This window comes from Klebsiella sp. BIGb0149, from assembly GCF_004362605.1.
Taxonomy (GTDB): Bacteria; Pseudomonadota; Gammaproteobacteria; order Enterobacterales; family Enterobacteriaceae; genus Klebsiella; species Klebsiella terrigena.
On the sequence record NZ_SNYG01000001.1, the window covers coordinates 1,069,105 to 1,085,365 of the forward strand.

Annotated in this window: 17 protein-coding genes; 4 read left to right on the plus strand and 13 right to left on the minus strand. The window is 58.6% G+C overall.

What is annotated here, in order from left to right:
- Positions 1-183: 183 nt before the first annotated feature.
- The gene (pepT, locus tag EDF75_RS05130; RefSeq protein WP_133597520.1) at positions 184-1,416 is read left to right on the plus strand and encodes a peptidase T; all 1,233 of its coding nucleotides are present in this window, start codon (positions 184-186) and stop codon (positions 1,414-1,416) included.
- Positions 1,417-1,488: 72 nt separating this feature from the next.
- Here the strand turns inward: pepT and EDF75_RS05135 are convergent, their stop codons facing one another.
- From EDF75_RS05135 to EDF75_RS05150, 4 genes are all read right to left on the minus strand, one after another.
- Positions 1,489-2,610 carry a ribosomal protein uL16 3-hydroxylase gene (locus EDF75_RS05135; protein ID WP_133597522.1) on the minus strand — a complete coding sequence of 374 codons (1,122 nt, stop codon included), beginning with the start codon at positions 2,608-2,610 and terminating at the stop codon, positions 1,489-1,491.
- A 141-nt stretch (positions 2,611-2,751) separates the two neighbouring features.
- Positions 2,752-4,218: a two-component system sensor histidine kinase PhoQ gene (gene phoQ / locus EDF75_RS05140; RefSeq protein ID WP_133597524.1), complete on the minus strand. Its 1,467-nt coding sequence runs from the start codon at positions 4,216-4,218 to the stop codon at positions 2,752-2,754.
- Positions 4,215-4,889 carry a two-component system response regulator PhoP gene (gene phoP, locus EDF75_RS05145; RefSeq protein ID WP_132510955.1) on the minus strand — a complete coding sequence of 225 codons (675 nt, stop codon included), beginning with the start codon at positions 4,887-4,889 and terminating at the stop codon, positions 4,215-4,217. Before phoP ends, phoQ begins: the two co-directional genes overlap by 4 nt.
- 181 nt (positions 4,890-5,070) lie before the next feature.
- Complete coding sequence (locus tag EDF75_RS05150) at positions 5,071-5,511, minus strand: winged helix-turn-helix transcriptional regulator (protein ID WP_133597526.1); 441 nt, start codon at positions 5,509-5,511, stop codon at positions 5,071-5,073.
- 116 nt (positions 5,512-5,627) lie between these two features.
- Between EDF75_RS05150 and EDF75_RS05155 the strand changes: the two genes are divergently transcribed.
- Positions 5,628-6,830 carry an MFS transporter gene (locus EDF75_RS05155; protein WP_133597528.1) on the plus strand — a complete coding sequence of 401 codons (1,203 nt, stop codon included), beginning with the start codon at positions 5,628-5,630 and terminating at the stop codon, positions 6,828-6,830.
- Here EDF75_RS05155 and EDF75_RS05160 read toward each other — a convergent pair.
- Both EDF75_RS05160 and EDF75_RS05165 read right to left on the minus strand, forming a co-directional pair.
- Positions 6,827-7,606 carry an SDR family oxidoreductase gene (locus EDF75_RS05160; protein WP_133597530.1) on the minus strand — a complete coding sequence of 260 codons (780 nt, stop codon included), beginning with the start codon at positions 7,604-7,606 and terminating at the stop codon, positions 6,827-6,829. The genes EDF75_RS05155 and EDF75_RS05160 overlap by 4 nt on opposite strands.
- Entirely contained in the window at positions 7,606-7,917 is a 312-nt protein-coding gene (locus tag EDF75_RS05165; RefSeq protein ID WP_133597531.1) for a nuclear transport factor 2 family protein, read from the minus strand. Before EDF75_RS05165 ends, EDF75_RS05160 begins: the two co-directional genes overlap by 1 nt.
- Positions 7,918-8,017: 100 nt before the next feature.
- Between EDF75_RS05165 and EDF75_RS05170 the strand changes: the two genes are divergently transcribed.
- Positions 8,018-8,935, plus strand: coding sequence for a LysR family transcriptional regulator (locus EDF75_RS05170; protein ID WP_045854877.1), 918 nt, complete (start codon positions 8,018-8,020; stop codon positions 8,933-8,935).
- 6 nt (positions 8,936-8,941) lie between these two features.
- On the opposite strand, the gene purB is transcribed toward EDF75_RS05170, so the two are convergent.
- The 6 genes from purB to rluE all read right to left on the minus strand — a co-directional run bounded on the left by purB (position 8,942) and on the right by rluE (position 13,757).
- A complete protein-coding gene (gene purB / locus EDF75_RS05175) occupies positions 8,942-10,312 on the minus strand; it encodes an adenylosuccinate lyase (protein WP_041145012.1) in 1,371 nt (456 codons plus the stop codon).
- A gap of 3 nt (positions 10,313-10,315) precedes the next feature.
- Complete coding sequence (hflD, locus tag EDF75_RS05180; protein WP_133597533.1) at positions 10,316-10,957, minus strand: high frequency lysogenization protein HflD; 642 nt, start codon at positions 10,955-10,957, stop codon at positions 10,316-10,318.
- Positions 10,958-11,015: 58 nt separating this feature from the next.
- Entirely contained in the window at positions 11,016-12,122 is a 1,107-nt protein-coding gene (gene mnmA / locus EDF75_RS05185; protein ID WP_139339378.1) for a tRNA 2-thiouridine(34) synthase MnmA, read from the minus strand.
- A 185-nt stretch (positions 12,123-12,307) separates the two neighbouring features.
- Complete coding sequence (locus tag EDF75_RS05190; RefSeq protein WP_133597534.1) at positions 12,308-12,754, minus strand: NUDIX hydrolase; 447 nt, start codon at positions 12,752-12,754, stop codon at positions 12,308-12,310.
- An 11-nt stretch (positions 12,755-12,765) separates the two neighbouring features.
- The gene (locus EDF75_RS05195; RefSeq protein WP_133597536.1) at positions 12,766-13,095 is read right to left on the minus strand and encodes a lysozyme inhibitor LprI family protein; all 330 of its coding nucleotides are present in this window, start codon (positions 13,093-13,095) and stop codon (positions 12,766-12,768) included.
- Positions 13,092-13,757, minus strand: coding sequence for a 23S rRNA pseudouridine(2457) synthase RluE (gene rluE, locus EDF75_RS05200; protein WP_133597538.1), 666 nt, complete (start codon positions 13,755-13,757; stop codon positions 13,092-13,094). Before rluE ends, EDF75_RS05195 begins: the two co-directional genes overlap by 4 nt.
- Before the next feature lie 233 nt (positions 13,758-13,990).
- Here rluE and icd point away from each other — a divergent pair, with 233 nt between their 5' ends.
- The gene (gene icd, locus EDF75_RS05205) at positions 13,991-15,241 is read left to right on the plus strand and encodes an NADP-dependent isocitrate dehydrogenase (protein WP_045854884.1); all 1,251 of its coding nucleotides are present in this window, start codon (positions 13,991-13,993) and stop codon (positions 15,239-15,241) included.
- 309 nt (positions 15,242-15,550) lie between these two features.
- Here icd and EDF75_RS05210 read toward each other — a convergent pair whose 3' ends face one another.
- Entirely contained in the window at positions 15,551-16,177 is a 627-nt protein-coding gene (locus EDF75_RS05210) for a hypothetical protein (protein ID WP_133597540.1), read from the minus strand.
- Positions 16,178-16,261: the final 84 nt, after the last annotated feature.

A 16,261-nucleotide genomic window follows, 5' to 3' on the forward strand; every position in this document is an offset into this window, starting at 1 on the left:
GGCAAGCATTCTACGGCAAAGGTTACCGATCGCCAATCCTTGTCGCCTGCAGATAGCTTACCTTTACAACATTACGCGAGTTAATGTATTAAATTCCTGTTTGCCGGGTTAAAAATGACCTGACGCAATATTTGTCTTTTCGGGCTTATCAATAATGTTGTCACAAAAGATGAGGGTGGCCACATGGATAAATTGCTTGAGCGTTTTTTACAGTACGTTTCTTTAGACACGCAGTCGAAGGCCGGCGTGCGTCAGGTTCCGAGCACGGAAGGGCAGTGGAAGTTGTTGCGCCTGCTGCAGGCGCAGCTGGAAGAAATGGGGCTGGTTAACGTGACGCTAAGCGAGAAAGGGACGGTGATGGGGACCCTGGCTGCGAACGTGGCGGGGGATATTCCGCCCATCGGCTTTATCTCCCACGTCGATACCGCGCCTGACTTCAGCGGCAAGCACGTCAGCCCGCAAATTGTCGAAAACTACCGCGGCGGCGATATCGCCCTCGGCATCGGCGACGAGGTGCTCTCGCCGGTGATGTTCCCGGTGCTGCATCAGCTGCTGGGGCAAACGCTGATCACCACCGATGGCAAAACGCTGCTCGGGGCGGACGATAAGGCCGGCATTGCCGAGATTATGACCGCGCTGGCGACGCTGAAGGCGAAAAATATTCCCCACGGCGATATCCGCGTGGCGTTTACCCCCGACGAAGAGGTGGGGAAAGGGGCGAAGCACTTCGACGTTGCCGCCTTCGACGCGCGCTGGGCCTACACCGTTGACGGCGGCGGCGTCGGCGAGCTGGAGTTTGAAAACTTCAACGCCGCCTCGGTGACCATTAAAATCGTCGGCAATAACGTTCACCCCGGCACCGCCAAAGGGGTGATGGTTAACGCCCTGTCGCTGGCGGCAAGAATTCATGCTGAAGTCCCGGCCGATGAGGCGCCGGAAACCACCGAAGGCTATGAAGGCTTTTACCACCTGTCGACTATCAAGGGCAGCGTTGACCGCGCCGAGATGCACTACATTATCCGCGATTTTGACCGCAAGCAGTTTGAAGCCCGCAAGCGCAGGATGATGGAGATCGCCAAAAAGGTCGGCAAAGGGCTGCATCCGGACTGCTATATCGAGCTGGTGATTGAAGACAGCTACTACAACATGCATGAAAAGGTGATGGCGCATCCGCACGTCGTGGAGATTGCCCGCCAGGCGATGGTCGATTGCCACATCGAACCGGAAATGAAGCCCATTCGCGGCGGCACCGACGGGGCGCAGCTCTCTTTTATGGGATTACCCTGCCCGAACCTGTTTACCGGCGGCTATAACTACCACGGCAAGCACGAGTTCGTGACGCTGGAAGGGATGGAGAAGGCGGTACAGGTTATCGTGCGGATAGCCGAACTGACGGCAAAGCGGGGCGCGCAGTAGCGCCCGGCTAAACCGGGCTGCCGGCAGCGCGCTCGGGGCCCGTAGCCCGGCCCGCAGGCCGGGAAAGATAGCTTAGTCTTCGAAGAACCAGTAGCCGCTGTTGACCAGCGCCGCCAGCATCGCGAGGAACGACGGATCTTCCAGCGCATCGCCGAAGTGCTCCGCGTTGAGCGCCAGGTGCATGGCCAGCGCGTCCAGCGCCGGACGATGCGGGGAGTTAATCCTCTCGCCGTTGACGAACACTTCGCCGTCAATGCGCACCACGCGCAGCCCGCCGAGCCTCACCAGCCTGTCGCCCTGCTGCAGCGCGTCGTAAATTTCATCCGGCTGATACGGCGGCTCCGCAGGGGCCACGTCCAGCTCGTGACGGGACTGGGTAATAAACTCGCCATACCACTGTTTGAAATGCTCGGGCTGGTTAATCAGCTCCAGCATCATCTCGCGCAGGCGATCCAGCTCGACGGGTAAAATATCCGCCGGATGGTCGCGCGCCGGCACGTCAGGATCGGCGTAGCGCTGGCTGCCGAGCTCGCGCTGCAGAATATAGTCGGCAAAGCCGCTGAACAGCTCGCGGGCGTTCGGCGCGCGGTAGCCCACGGAATAGTTCAGCGAGTTTTCCAGCGAATAGCCTTCGTGCGGGAATCCCGGCGGAATATAAAGGATATCGCCCGGCTCCATCTCTTCATCGATGATCGCCTCGAACGGGTCAACCTGCAGCAGATCCGGATGCGGGCAGTGCTGCTTCATCGGCACCTTGTCGCCCACGCGCCAGCGCCGGCGTCCGGTCCCCTGAATAATAAACACGTCGTACTGATCGAGATGCGGGCCTACGCCGCCGCCGGGCACCGAGAAGGAGATCATCAGATCGTCGATACGCCAGTCCGGCAGGGCGCGGAACGGGTGCATCAGCGCTGCCGTCGGCTCGTGCCAGTTGTTGACCGCCTGCACCAGCAGCGACCAGTTGTTCTCGCTCAGGTGATCGTAGCTTTCGAACGGGCCGTGGCTGACCTGCCATTTTCCGTCCTGATGGCTAACCAGGCGGCTATCGACTTCGTTTTCCATCGCCAGTCCGGCCAGCTCATCCGGGCTAATGGGATCGACGAAATTGGCAAAGCCCCGCTTTAGTACCACCGGGCGTTTTTGCCAGTAGCGTTCGATAAAGTCAGGCCAGTTAAGCGTTAATTGATAATCCATTTTTATATTCCACAGCAGGTGTCTGTTTGGGATTATACACGCCATCCCTCAAACTGCCTCTTTGTTGGCAGCGTTTGTTCGTCTGGTCACAGAGATCCGCGACGCCCGCAGGACGCAGGCGTCATTGGGGGGGAAGGGCGGTTAGCTTTCGCTCTCGTCGGGCAGCTGGCGGCCGAAAATCACCTCCATACAGGCGCCGCCGAGCAGGCTGTCGCCGGTAAGAATATCGCCATCGTACTGCTCGACGATATCGCGGGCGACGGCGAGGCCTACGCCCTGGCCGGGACGCAGCGTATCGGCGCGCTGTCCGCGATCGAACACCACGCTCCGCTGGCCGTGCGGGATCCCCGGGCCGTCGTCTTCGACCAGAATATGCAGGTAGTTATCGTTCGCCTGGCGGACGGAGACTTCAACAAACTCCAGGCAGTATTTACAGGCGTTATCCAGCACGTTGCCCATCACCTCCATAAAGTCGTTCTGTTCGCCGACGAAGCTAATTTCGGGCGAGATATCGAGGGTGATGTTGACCCCTTTACGCTGATAGACCTTATTCAGCGCCGAGGTAAGGCTATCGAGCAGCGGGGCAATGGGATGCAGCTCGCGGCTGAGCAGAGTTCCGCCGCTGCGCATGCTGGCGCGGTGCAGGTAGTAGCCAATCTGCTGCGAGATGCGGCTGATCTGTTCCAGCATCACCGGCTCCGCGGCGTTGACGTCGATCTTTTCGCTGCGCAGCGAGCGCAGGGTGCTCTGCATCACCGCCAGCGGCGTTTTCAGGCTGTGGGTCAGATCGGTCAGCGTCGTGCGGTACTTGTCGTAGCGCTCGCGCTCGCTTTTCAGCAGGCGGTTCAGGTTGCTGACCAGCCGCGTCAGCTCCCGGGTGGTATTCGGGTTGAGCATTTCGCGGTGGTGCTCTTCCAGCTCGCGGACCTCTTTCGCCAGCGATTCGATGGGCCGCAGGCTCCACCACGCGGCGACCCACAGCAGCGGGATGACCAGCAGCAGGTTGGCGGCCAGGACATAGATAAACCAGCTCCACACCATATAGGAGCGTTTGAGCTCCACCGGGATGGTGTCGACCACCACGATGCTCAGCTGCGGCATCTTGTCGGTCGCCGGATATAGATTGATAGCCACCGAGTGGGTCATCTCGGAGCCATCGTCCTGCTGGCGCAGCGCGTCCAGCTCCTCCTGCACCTCATGATTATTACTCAGCAGCTTGCTGGTGCTGTCGACGTCGGATTCAATTTCGTGGAAGCCGTTGCTCTTCAGCCACTCCGGCTGAATGCGTTTGGTCAGCCACGGGACGTCGTGCTGGGTCCACAGCAGCTTGCCGTTAGCGTCGTAGATAAGGGTGACCGTCGGGCTCTGCATATTGAGATTTTCGGGGATATCAACCTCGATGCGGTTGTTTTCCCACTTCGCCAGCATATAGAACAAATTGCTTTCGCCGCGCAGCAGGCGGAAGGTGGTTTTATCGAAGCTGACGCTGTAGCCGACCAGCGCGACCATGCCGTAGGCCAGCGAGAGCACCAGCACCACGGCCGCCGTCGCCAGCAGAAAGCGGACGCGCAGGGAAAGCGGCAAGATATGCCGCAGCGGACCCTTCATCCGCGCAGTTCGAACAGATAGCCCTGGCCGCGCACCGTGGTAATCACGTCATGCGGATGCTGAGCCTGGATTTTTTTGCGCAGACGCCCCATCAGCACGTCGATGGTGTGGCTTTCGCGCAGCTCGGCGTCAGGATAGAGCTGCAGCATCAGCGAATCTTTGCTGACCACTTTGCCGCGGTTGCGGATCAGCGTTTCCATAATGGTGTACTCAAACGCCGTCAGCTTAATCGGCTGCTCGTTGACCGACAGCTCGCGCCGCGACAGGTCGACCTGGAAAGGCGGCAGGGAAATAACCTGCGACGCCAGGCCGCTGTTGCGGCGCAGCAGGGCCTGCATGCGGGCGGCGACCTCTTCGATATGAAAGGGCTTGGTGACGTAGTCGTCCGCGCCGGCGCTCAGCACCTCGACCTTATCCTGCCAGCCTTCGCGGGCGGTGAGCACCAGCACCGGCACCGACACCTCGTGGCTGCGCCAGCGGCGGATCAGCGACAGGCCGTCTTCATCCGGCAGGCCGAGGTCGACAAGGGCGATATCCGGCACGTGTTCGCCGAGATAGTAGTCGGCCTCTTTTGCATCTTCCGCCGCATCGACCTGGTGGCCTAACTCCTGAAGCTGAACTTTCAGGTGATGGCGCAGTAAAGCGTTATCTTCAACCACGAGTACGCGCATGCCGCTTCTCCATATTCATTATTTGATTTGAATAGTTTAGCGCTAATTATACACGTTGAATATAAACGGCTGTTAAATAACGAATTTCAATTGCTTTTCCGCGTGCTTTCTCGCTGGGCCGCTATTTTCGCAGCAGGTCATTGATAAGCGGGCGGAATATTTAAACGCGCGGCGCCGGCCGCTATCCGTCCGCCTGCACCTTGCGGACCTCGGTCGCCGAAGGCAACAGCGGGGCGCCGTCTTCGGCCGTCGGCGCCATGGGCGGAACCGCCTGCAGCGTGCGTTTATCGATCAGGACGGAATGTGGCTCGCCGCTGGCGAAAAGATAGCGCTCCCCCCACTGACGCAGCGCGACCACGAGGGGAAACAGGCGCTCTCCCTTTTCCGTCAGGACATACTCCTGATAAGCGGTGCCGTCCGAGGCAGGCTGGGTTCTGAGGATGCCGGCGGCAACCAGCTTTTGCAGGCGGTCGGAGAGAATATTGCGCGCCATTCCCAGGCTGCGCTGAAAGTCGCTAAACCGGCTCATGCCATCAAAGGCGTCGCGCACGATCAGCAGCGACCAGCGGTCGCCGATAATATCCACGCTGCGGGCAACGGGGCAGGTTTCGTTTTTCATCATGTTGTGCGGCGCGAAGCGCGCTCCTCGGCGTGGTGCAGTGTGGTTGCATTTTAAAACTACATGCTCTAGCCTTCAAGTGGTTTTATTTTGAAACCAGACTACTGAGGCAGAGAATCATGAAGGCATCTATTGCATCCCTGACACCCGCCGACCCGGCCGCGGCTATGCCCGCAGGCCTGGTCTGGCTGTTCGCTATCGCCAGCGGCCTGAGCGTCGCAAACGTCTATTATGCCCAGCCGCTGCTCGATGCCCTGGGGCGGGAGTTTGCTATCAGCGACGCCTCCGTCGGCGGCGTGGTAACGGCGACCCAGATCGGCTGCGCGCTGGCGCTATTGCTGCTGGTGCCGCTTGGCGATCGGCTCAATCGCCGTCGGCTGATGGGCGCGCAGCTGATCCTGCTGATCGCCGCGCTGGCGGCGGTCAGCGCCGCAACGTCGGCGCTTATGCTGCTGGTCAGCATGCTGGCGGTGGGCCTGCTGGGCACCGCGATGACGCAGGGGCTGATAGCCTATGCCGCCAGCGCCGCCGGGACGCACGAGCAGGGGCGGGTGGTCGGTGCCGCCCAGAGCGGGGTGTTTATCGGCCTGCTGCTGGCGCGGGTATTCTCCGGCGGCATCAGCGACCTCGTCGGCTGGCGCGGGGTCTATCTCTTCGCCGCGCTGCTGATGCTGGGTATTGCCCTGCCGCTCTGGCGACGGCTGCCGGCGCTGGCGGCGGCAAGGAGTCCGCTGAGCTATCCCCAGCTGCTGGCATCGATGCTAACGCTGCTGCGTCAGGAGAAGATACTCCAGGTTCGCGGCGTGCTGGCGCTGCTGATGTTTGCCGCCTTCAATATCTTCTGGTGCGCGCTGGTGCTGCCGCTGAGCTCGCCGCCCTATAGCTACTCCCATACCGCTATCGGTGCCCTGGGGCTGGTGGGGGTTATCGGGGCGCTGGCCGCCGGACGTGCGGGGAAATGGGCCGACAGGGGCTACGGACAGCGCACCAGCGCCGCGGCGCTGGCGATCCTGCTGCTCGCCTGGTGGCCGCTGTCGCTGATGGCGTGGTCGCCGGTGGCGCTGCTTCTCGGGATCGTGCTGCTGGATCTGGGCGGCCAGGCGCTGCACGTGACCAATCAGAGTATGATTTTTCGCACTCGGCCAGAAGCCCACTCCCGGCTGGTGGGCCTCTATATGCTGTTTTATGCCGCCGGCAGCGGCCTGGGCGCCGCCGCTACGACGGCGGTATACGCCGCCGCCGGATGGCAGGGGGTGTGCCTGCTGGGGTCTGCCGTCAGCCTGCTGGCGCTCATGTTCTGGTTTGCGACCCGCCGCGCTTAGACGGTTGGGATGGTGCCGCCGTCAATAACGTACTCGGCGCCGGTGATGGCGCTGGCGCGCTCGGAGGCCAGGAAGGCGATCAGATTGGCTATCTCATCTGGCCGGCACGGCCGGCCGAGAGGAATGCCGCCGAGGGCGTCCATGATGATCTTTTGTCCGCCGGCGTAGTCAGTACCCGCCTGCGCCGCCAGCCGGTTGGCTAAGCCGACGGCGGCTTCGGTTTCAATCCAGCCGGGGGATACGCTAAGCACGCGCACGCCTGCCGGCGAAACCTCTTTGGACAGGCTTTTGCTGTACACCGATAGCGCGGCCTTGGCGGCGGCGTAGGCGGTGGTCGCTTCCGGCAGCGGCAGGGTCCGCTGGATAGAGGAGACGTGAATAATCACCCCGGACCGCTTTTCGAGCATCTCAGGCAGCAGGAGCCGATCGAGGCGCACGGCCGGAAACAGATTAAGCGCCAGCTCCCGCTGCCACTGCGCGTCGTCGAGGGCGGCAAACCCGCCCGCCGGCGCGGAAGATCCCCCCAGCATATGCACGATAATATCGACGCCTCCCAGCTGCTCCTGTACGCGCTTTGCCAGCAGGGCGCAGCCCGCCTCCTCGCTCAGATCGGCTTTGACAAAGAGCGCCTCTGAGGGGACGGCGGGCGGATGGCGGGCGCAGGTGAGCACCCGCGCGCCGAGCTGGCTGAACAGCGCGACGGTGGCGGCGCCGGCGCCTTTGGTTCCGGAGGTGATCAGAACGCGTTTGCCGCTGAAGGTCAGAAAGTCAGCCATTATTTAATCTCCAGGCGGGCGATGCGCGCATCCGCCAGCTGAAAGCGGTAGTCGAGCACCACCGGGCTGCCGGGGAAATTACCGCTCACCCTGGCGCGTACCGTAACGATATCGTCCTGGCTCTGGGCTTCGAAGGGCTCGGCAACGAACTGATATTGCGCTCTTGCCGCGATCCGCCACGCCTGAATGGCCTGACGTCCGCTGTAGGTATGACCCTCATCGCGGACCACGGCGTCGGCGGTGAACGCTTCGGCAATCGAATCTTCATCGTGGGCGGTGAAAAAAAGCTGGACGGCTGCGGGTATATTCATCGGTAAACTCCGGTAATTAAATGACCCACTTACTGTAAGAACTCTTTATAATTTAAACAATTGGGCCCAGCCGGGATGCCACAATGAAGGAATCGGGATAATGTCGCGTATTGCGCTCACTGATTTAGATGCTGTGATGGCGATTGCTCGCCGGGGGACGTTTCGGGCGGCGGCCGTTGAGCTAGGGGTCTCCACGACCGCGCTGAGCCATGCCGTTGCCAAATTTGAGGCCAGCCTCGGCGTGCGGCTATTTAATCGCACCTCGCGCAGCGTGGCGTTGACCGATGCCGGGCAGCTGTTCATCGCGCGCATGGGCCCTTCGCTGCAGGGCGTTCATGACGCGCTGACGGAGGTGCGTTCGCGGCGGGAGACCCCGTCGGGCGTACTGCGGATAAACGCGCCGCCGTTTGCCGGGCGCGCGATTCTGACGCCGCTGGTGCTGGAGTTTCTGCGGCGCTACCCGGAGATGCACGTCGATCTGGTGACGGAGGGGCGGCTGATAGATATCGTCGCCGAGGGTTTTGATATCGGGGTCCGCGTCGCGCATTTGATCCCCAATGACATGATCGCGCTCTCCCTCGGTCAGCCGCAGCGCTATGCGGTGGTCGCCTCCCCGGGCTATCTGGCCAACCGCGAGGCGCCGCGCGAGCCGGCGGATCTACAAAATCATCCGTGCATTCGCGTGCGGCTGCCGGACGGCTCTCTCTATCGCTGGCATCTGGAAAAGCAGGGGGAGGTGGTCCATCCGCAGATCGATGGCCCGCTGACGCTGGACGAGGCCTCGCTGGCCCGCGCTGCGGTGCTTGAAAACGTCGGGATCGGCTTTTTTCTGGAGCAAAACGTGATGGATGACATTGCCGCCGGGCGGCTGGTTCGGCTGCTGTCGGACTGGACGCCGCCGTTTCCGGGGCTCTGTCTTTACTATCCGGGAAGGCGCAATCCGTCTGCCGGACTGGCCGCTTTTCTGGCGCTGGCGCGCGAGGTGGCAAAACCCTCTTCCCCAGCGGGAAGAGGGTAGCGGGGCTTACTTCAGCTCGTCAACCATGGTGGTCGCGCGGCCGATATAGTTGGCCGGCGTCATGGCCTTGAGGCGCACTTTTTCGTCTTCCGGCAGCGGCAGGCTGTCGATGAACTGCTGCATGCCTTCGGCGTCCACGCGCTTGCCGCGGGTCAGCTCTTTCAGCTTTTCGTACGGCTTCTCGATCCCGTAGCGGCGCATCACGGTCTGAATCGGCTCGGCCAGCACTTCCCAGTTGTGATCCAGCTCGTCGAGCAGGCGATCGCCGTTGAGCTCCAGCTTGCTGATGCCTTTCAGAGTGGACTGATAGGCGATCAGGGAGTAGCCGATACCGACGCCGAGGTTACGCAGGACGGTGGAGTCGGTCAGGTCGCGCTGCCAGCGGGAGACCGGCAGCTTGCTTGCCAGGTGCTGCATCATGGCGTTAGCCAGGCCGAGGTTGCCTTCGGAGTTTTCGAAGTCGATTGGGTTGACCTTGTGCGGCATGGTGGAAGAGCCGATTTCACCGGCGATGGTTTTCTGCTTGAAGTGGTTGAGCGCGATGTAGCCCCACACGTCGCGATCGAAATCGATCAGGATGGTGTTGAAGCGCGCCATGCAGTCGAACAGCTCGGCGATATAGTCGTGCGGCTCGATCTGCGTGGTGTACGGGTTCCACTGAATACCCAGGGAGGTGACAAACTCTTCGCTGAACTGGTGCCAGTCAACTTCCGGATAGGCGACAATGTGGGCGTTATAGTTGCCGACCGCGCCGTTAATTTTGCCGAGGATTTCGACCTGGTTCAGCTGACGGTACTGACGCTCCATGCGGTAAGCGACGTTAGCCATCTCTTTACCCATGGTGGACGGCGTCGCCGGCTGGCCGTGAGTACGGGAGAGCAGCGGCACGTCGCGGTACTGCGTTGCGAGATTTTTTACCGCGTCAATCATCTGGCGCCAGTAGGGCAGGATCACTTCGTCGCGGGCGGTTTTCAGCATCAGCGCGTGGGACAGGTTGTTGATGTCCTCGGAGGTGCAGGCGAAGTGAATAAATTCGGAAACCGCGTGCAGCTCGGCAACGTCGGCCACTTTTTCCTTGAGGAAATACTCTACCGCCTTCACGTCGTGGTTAGTGGTGCGCTCGATGGTTTTGATACGCTGCGCATCTTCTACGCTGAAATCAGCAACGATTTTATCAAGGAAACCGATTGCGTCAGCAGCAAAAGCAGGAACTTCCTTGATCGCTGCGTGCGCGGCTAGTTTTTGCAGCCAGCGTACTTCTACCTGAACACGGAACTTCAGCAAACCGAATTCGCTGAAGATACCGCGCAGCGCGCTGACTTTATCGCCGTAGCGTCCATCGACAGGGGAAACGGCGGTCAGTGAGGATAATTCCATAGATCATAACTCCGGGGTTAAATGAGCAAGAATTTGTTTTGCCTGGTTAACCAGACGATTACGAGAAAACATGAGCTGCAGACGTCCGCCGCCAACCTGGTTCCACAGCACCGCCGCGCGGATGCCGGCCAGCAGCGAGGCGCGAACCTTCGCCTGCACCTGCGGGCTTTGCAGCACGGCGGGAGAACCGGTGACCTGGATGCGCGGCCCCAGCGGGCTGATAACGTCTACGTAGATGCCCGCCATGGCGCTGAGCAGGGTTTCAGACTGCAGATCGAAATGTTCCAGCTGGCGGTGCAGGCCGGCGATGCGGTTGCCAAGGGTATCCATGGCGCCTTTGCCTGCCGCAAGCTTACGTTCAAGCACCATCATGCTTAAGGTGTAGCGGGTCAGTTCGGCGTTCAGCCCCTGACGGCTGCCGGTGTTGAGGACGGCGAGCAGGGTTTCAAGCCCGAGGCGAAGATTGGCTTCACTGCCACCGAACACCGCCAGGGTTGAATCCGGGTTGAGGTCGATGATGCTGTTCAGCGAGACGTGCAGGGCGTCGCTATCGCAATGCCCCTGGTGCGCCAGCTGCTGAACCAGACGGGCTGCCTGGCAAACGCCAGCCAGCGCCAGCGTGATGTCATAGTAATTCTTCGCCACACGTGCTCCTTGTAAGCCGCCGGTAGCGGATTCAGCTATCGGCGGTAAAAACTGTCTGTCAGGCCTGCAGCGGCAGGCGCTGTTCGATTACGCCGCCGCCGAGGCACACTTCACCGCTGTAGAAGACCGCCGACTGGCCCGGCGTCACCGCCGCAACCGGCTCATCAAAGATGACTTCGATGCGCTCGTCGTCCAGCGCCTTCACGGTGCAGGGGATATCGGTCTGGCGGTAGCGGGTTTTCACCGTGCAGCGCAGGGTGCCTTGCACCGGCTGGCGATCGACCCAGTGCAGCTGCTGGGCAATCAGCCCTACCGACATCAGGCGCGGGTGATCGTGACCCTGAGCGACGACCAGAATATTATTCTCGACGTCTTTATCGACGACGTACCACGGATCTTCGCTGCCCTCTTTGGTCCCGCCGATGCCGAGGCCCTTGCGCTGACCAAGGGTATGGTACATCAGACCCTGATGCTCGCCGATCTCCTCGCCGTCCACGGTGAGGATTTTACCCGGCTGGGCGGGCAGGTAGCGGCCAAGGAATTCGCGGAACTTGCGTTCGCCGATAAAGCAGATGCCGGTCGAGTCTTTTTTCTTCGCGGTGATGAGGTCCAGCTCTTCGGCGATTTTGCGTACCTGCGGCTTTTCCAGTTCGCCCACCGGGAACAGGCTCTGGGCGATCTGTTCGTGGCCGAGGGTGTAGAGGAAGTAGCTCTGGTCTTTGTTACCGTCGAGCCCGCGCAGCAGCTGGCTTTTGCCGTTAACGTCGGCGCGGCGCACGTAGTGGCCGGTGGCGATATAGTCGGCGCCAAGGTCTTCTGCCGCGAACTCGAGGAAGGCTTTAAATTTGATCTCTTTGTTGCACAGAATATCCGGGTTCGGCGTGCGTCCGGCTTTATATTCAGCCAGGAACAGTTCAAACACGTTGTCCCAGTATTCGGCGGCAAAGTTTACGGTATGAAGCTCAATGCCGAGCTTATCGCAGACCGCCTGCGCGTCAGCGAGATCGGCGGCGGCCGTGCAGTATTCCTCACCATCGTCTTCTTCCCAGTTCTTCATGAACAGGCCTTCGACCTTGTAGCCTTGCTGGATCAGCAGCCAGGCGGAAACCGAGGAGTCGACGCCGCCGGACATGCCGACGATCACTTTTTTTGGATTTTCTGACATTGGAATACTCACCACATTGAACTTCAAGGCGGCATATTCTAGCACGCAGTCGCGGCTCAGGCACCCCCTCAAGGGGGCATACTTTGCGTGCCGCTGCGCTGACCGGCCTTATCTCTGCGGGGATAGCGCGCGTGCGCGCCAAAAGTGCCGCCGCGTCCCGCCAGCGCCGGCTCCGGTTTTGCGTGTTAAAACGGCCAGTTAAAGGCGCCGATCAGCGACAGCGGGTGGCGCGGATCGCCCTGATAGCTGCGGATACTTTCCGCCACCAGCTGAGAGCGCAGGTTGGGCGCGTTGAGTATCTCCTCGGCGCTTAGCCACAGGCAGCGGTCGATATCGCTGTCGTGCGGTTCGGTAGCGCAGGGTTCGTCAAGCTCGATGGCGAACAGAAAGCGCAGAAACGGCGTGCGGTCCGGGGCGATCCACTGATGCAGGCGGATAAAGTGCTGCGGGGTGGCGCGGATCCCGGTCTCTTCCCACAGCTCGCGTTCGGCCGCCTGCACCAGGGTTTCATCCGCCTCGAGATGACCGGCCGGCTGGTTCCACAGCGCTTTGCCGTTGATGGTCTCTTCTACGATCAGAAATTTATCTTTAGCGTGCACGATGCAGGCTACGGTGACGTGCGGCTTGAACATAGGCATCCTTATTAAAGCGGCTTATTAATGTTGGCGTACATTTCATCCAGCTGCTTCAGGCGCTGGTCATAGGCCTGCGTCAGGCAGGAGAGATTCCCGCCGCACTGCCGGCGTGTTTTAAGCCAGCTCTGCTGCGCGTCCTGGATGGCGCCGCGTCCGCCCATGGAGAACAGCCCTTTCAGAAACTGGTACTTAGTGGCCATTTCGACATCTTTATCGTTTAGCGAAAGATGGGCGCAAATGGCCTTTTCATCCTCCGCCCTGGCCTTTTGACAATCAAAGCTCGCCGCGCTGGCGGCAAGGGGGCTAAGCAGGGCGAGGGTAAGGATCAGTCGTTTCACTGTTTGTTCTCCTCGGGGATTTCCCGCCACTGGCCGTTGTCCAGACCGTCGAGAGTATAGCCGCCCATCGCGTAGCGAATCAGGCGCAGCGTAGGGTAGCCCACGTGCGCGGTCATGCGGCGTACCTGACGGTTGCGGCCTTCGTAGAGGGTGATTTTCAGCCAGCTGGTGGGGATCGCCTTACGTTCACGGATGGGGGGAGTGCGCGGCCACAGCCACTCGGGCTCCGGGACGCGCTCAATTTCTGCGGGCAGGGTGGGGCCGTCGTTTAGAGTGACACCGTCACGCAGCGCGGCCAGCGCCTCTGGCGTCGGTTCGCCTTCCACCTGGACGTAGTAAATTTTACCGGTGCGCTTGCCCGGCTGGGTGAGCCGCGCCTGCAGCGCGCCGTCGTTGGTTAACACCAGCAGCCCTTCGCTATCGCGGTCAAGACGGCCCGCGGCGTAGACGCCAGCGTGCGGAATAAAATCTTTTAGCGTGCTGCGCCCGGCTTCGTCGGTAAACTGCGGCAACACATCATAGGGTTTATTGAACAAGATCACGCTGGTTGGTTGGCGTTCTTTACGTTGTCTGGTGACTTGTTGTGAGCTGAATCGCTCAACGCGATGTTTTCTAAATGAAGTTTTCTGCATGGTATTTTCAGGCCCCGTCAATTGCCGCATTATAGCCTAATTACGAATGCCTTTCATGGACGCAAACATTCAGGTAGTATTGACATGCTCATCACAATTTTTTAACAAAAATATTGCTCAAACTGATTCGCGCTACTAGAAGGCGGCACGGACGCGAATCTCCGGTTAGCGGGATCACCCGGTAGCGGAGTGGGCGGATAAAGCCAACGCTCGGTTAGTGTGAAAAGGAAGAGCAGAACCAGAAGCGCTCGAAGGAGAGGTTAATGGAAAGCAAAGTAGTAGTTCCGGCGGAAGGTCAAAAAATCACCCTGAAAGATGGCAAACTGAACGTCCCTAATAACCCGATTATCCCGTTTATCGAGGGTGATGGTATCGGTGTTGATGTGACCCCAGCGATGCTGAAAGTGGTGGATGCCGCCGTTGAGAAAGCCTATAAAGGCGAGCGTAAAATTTCCTGGATGGAAGTTTACACCGGCGAAAAATCGACCCAGGTTTATGGCCAGGACGTCTGGCTGCCTGCCGAAACTCTTGATCTGATTCGTGACTATCGTGTTGCTATCAAAGGCCCTCTGACGACGCCAGTTGGCGGCGGTATTCGTTCTCTGAACGTTGCCCTGCGCCAGGAGCTGGACCTGTACGTCTGCCTGCGCCCGGTACGCTACTACCAGGGTACGCCGAGCCCGGTTAAACATCCTGAACTGACCGATATGGTTATCTTCCGTGAAAACTCAGAAGATATCTATGCGGGCATCGAATGGAAAGCGGACTCCGCTGAAGCCGAAAAGGTCATCAAATTCCTGCGTGATGAGATGGGCGTGAAGAAAATTCGCTTCCCGGAACATTGCGGCATCGGCATCAAACCGTGCTCTGAAGAAGGCACCAAACGCCTGGTTCGTGCTGCTATCGAATATGTCATCACCAACGACCGTGATTCGCTGACGCTGGTACACAAAGGCAACATCATGAAGTTCACCGAAGGCGCCTTTAAAGACTGGGGCTACGAGCTGATTCGCGAAGAATTCGGCGGCGAACTGATTGACGGCGGCCCGTGGCAGAAGGTCAAAAACCCGAACACCGGTAAAGAGATCATCATCAAAGACGTTATCGCTGACGCCTTCCTGCAGCAGATCCTGCTGCGTCCGGCCGAGTATGACGTTATTGCCTGTATGAACCTGAACGGCGACTACATCTCTGACGCCCTGGCGGCGCAGGTTGGCGGTATCGGTATTGCACCGGGCGCGAACATCGGTGACGAGTGTGCGCTGTTCGAAGCGACCCACGGTACTGCACCGAAATACGCAGGTCAGGACAAAGTGAACCCAGGTTCCATTATCCTGTCCGCTGAGATGATGCTGCGCCACCTGCAGTGGTTCGAAGCCGCAGACCTGATCGTTAAAGGCACCGAAGGCGCTATCGCCGCTAAGACCGTGACCTATGACTTTGAACGTCTGATGGAAGGCGCTAAGCTGCTGAAATGTAGCGAGTTTGGCGACGCGATTATCGCGAACATGTAATCCAGTCTCTGGGTTAGACAAAAACGGGAGCCATTGAGCTCCCGTTTTTTTATGATTAGCTTTCGCATGGATATCTAAGCTTTATCAAGACGGGCTGTCAAAACCCCGCCATAACCTTCAGCTCCTGCCCGGCGATAAGGTTTCGACAGCGAAACCGCCGGCTGAGACAGAAGTTATTCAGGCACAATAATTCAGGTTGTTGAAGGTCGAATCCCGGCGGCGGACCAGGGCTTTCTGGTTCACACCGGTGTCTGATTGCCTACATTTCTAATCGAGACATTATCAATAGTGACTACAGAAGAAAAATAACTAAAACTTTTCATTTTTTAGTTTTAATAAATAGGCATAAACTATTTTTCTGTTTTCCTCGCCGGAATCATAAAATTCTTTCAGAGGACAAATGATAGCGACTTTCCCTATATCTTCCTCCCGGAAAGGGTTTATTGAGTCAGCGCAATAATTTTCACCGCTTAAAGCTTTTAAGTTAAATTTCTTATCCGCATGCGGCTTTTCTTTGAGTTTATTTATGCCGATGAGAGTAAATCCATTAGCTGTTGAATAAACGATGTACCATGTTTTATTTGAATAGAGGATGGATCGTTTTAGCTTGAATATATCAGTAAGATCAAGTTCCTCCTGAGCGTGTAATTTTTTTAAAGCTCTTGATATGCATGTGCTAACTAACACAGAGTCTATCGCTATATTTAAAAATGCTATAGAGAACAAGACAATGAATGAGATTGATAATAAATACACGAAAGCCTGGATGGCATTCTCTGAGTAAGAGATATAGGCAATAGAGAAAGCAAGAGCCAACCAGATTAAAATATTTAAAATGGAGTCTTTTTTATTCGGCGATTTTATTAAGTTTATGATCACGTAAATCAGCAGGCTTAATATTATTGCACCAAAAAATATCAAAGAAAAATCTGGCATATTGTTTCCTTACGGTTGAATTCTTTTTCCGATTAACATCATACAGTTGAAAATACACCATTGTAAAACTCATCCGCATTTATG

What these genes read in the sequence shown, in the direction of transcription:
- phoP (WP_132510955.1), bottom strand. Translation starts at nt 4,889, where the DNA reads ATGCGCGTACTCGTGGTTGAAGATAACGCTTTACTGCGCCATCACCTG.
- phoQ (WP_133597524.1), bottom strand. Translation starts at nt 4,218, where the DNA reads ATGAAGGGTCCGCTGCGGCATATCTTGCCGCTTTCCCTGCGCGTCCGC.
- purB (WP_041145012.1), bottom strand. Translation starts at nt 10,312, where the DNA reads ATGGAATTATCCTCACTGACCGCCGTTTCCCCTGTCGATGGACGCTAC.
- EDF75_RS05155 (WP_133597528.1), top strand. Translation starts at nt 5,628, where the DNA reads ATGAAGGCATCTATTGCATCCCTGACACCCGCCGACCCGGCCGCGGCT.
- pepT (WP_133597520.1), top strand. Translation starts at nt 184, where the DNA reads ATGGATAAATTGCTTGAGCGTTTTTTACAGTACGTTTCTTTAGACACG.
- mnmA (WP_139339378.1), bottom strand. Translation starts at nt 12,122, where the DNA reads ATGTCAGAAAATCCAAAAAAAGTGATCGTCGGCATGTCCGGCGGCGTC.
- icd (WP_045854884.1), top strand. Translation starts at nt 13,991, where the DNA reads ATGGAAAGCAAAGTAGTAGTTCCGGCGGAAGGTCAAAAAATCACCCTG.
- EDF75_RS05210 (WP_133597540.1), bottom strand. Translation starts at nt 16,177, where the DNA reads ATGCCAGATTTTTCTTTGATATTTTTTGGTGCAATAATATTAAGCCTG.
- EDF75_RS05150 (WP_133597526.1), bottom strand. Translation starts at nt 5,511, where the DNA reads ATGATGAAAAACGAAACCTGCCCCGTTGCCCGCAGCGTGGATATTATC.
- EDF75_RS05165 (WP_133597531.1), bottom strand. Translation starts at nt 7,917, where the DNA reads ATGAATATACCCGCAGCCGTCCAGCTTTTTTTCACCGCCCACGATGAA.
- EDF75_RS05170 (WP_045854877.1), top strand. Translation starts at nt 8,018, where the DNA reads ATGTCGCGTATTGCGCTCACTGATTTAGATGCTGTGATGGCGATTGCT.
- EDF75_RS05160 (WP_133597530.1), bottom strand. Translation starts at nt 7,606, where the DNA reads ATGGCTGACTTTCTGACCTTCAGCGGCAAACGCGTTCTGATCACCTCC.
- rluE (WP_133597538.1), bottom strand. Translation starts at nt 13,757, where the DNA reads ATGCGGCAATTGACGGGGCCTGAAAATACCATGCAGAAAACTTCATTT.
- EDF75_RS05135 (WP_133597522.1), bottom strand. Translation starts at nt 2,610, where the DNA reads ATGGATTATCAATTAACGCTTAACTGGCCTGACTTTATCGAACGCTAC.
- EDF75_RS05190 (WP_133597534.1), bottom strand. Translation starts at nt 12,754, where the DNA reads ATGTTCAAGCCGCACGTCACCGTAGCCTGCATCGTGCACGCTAAAGAT.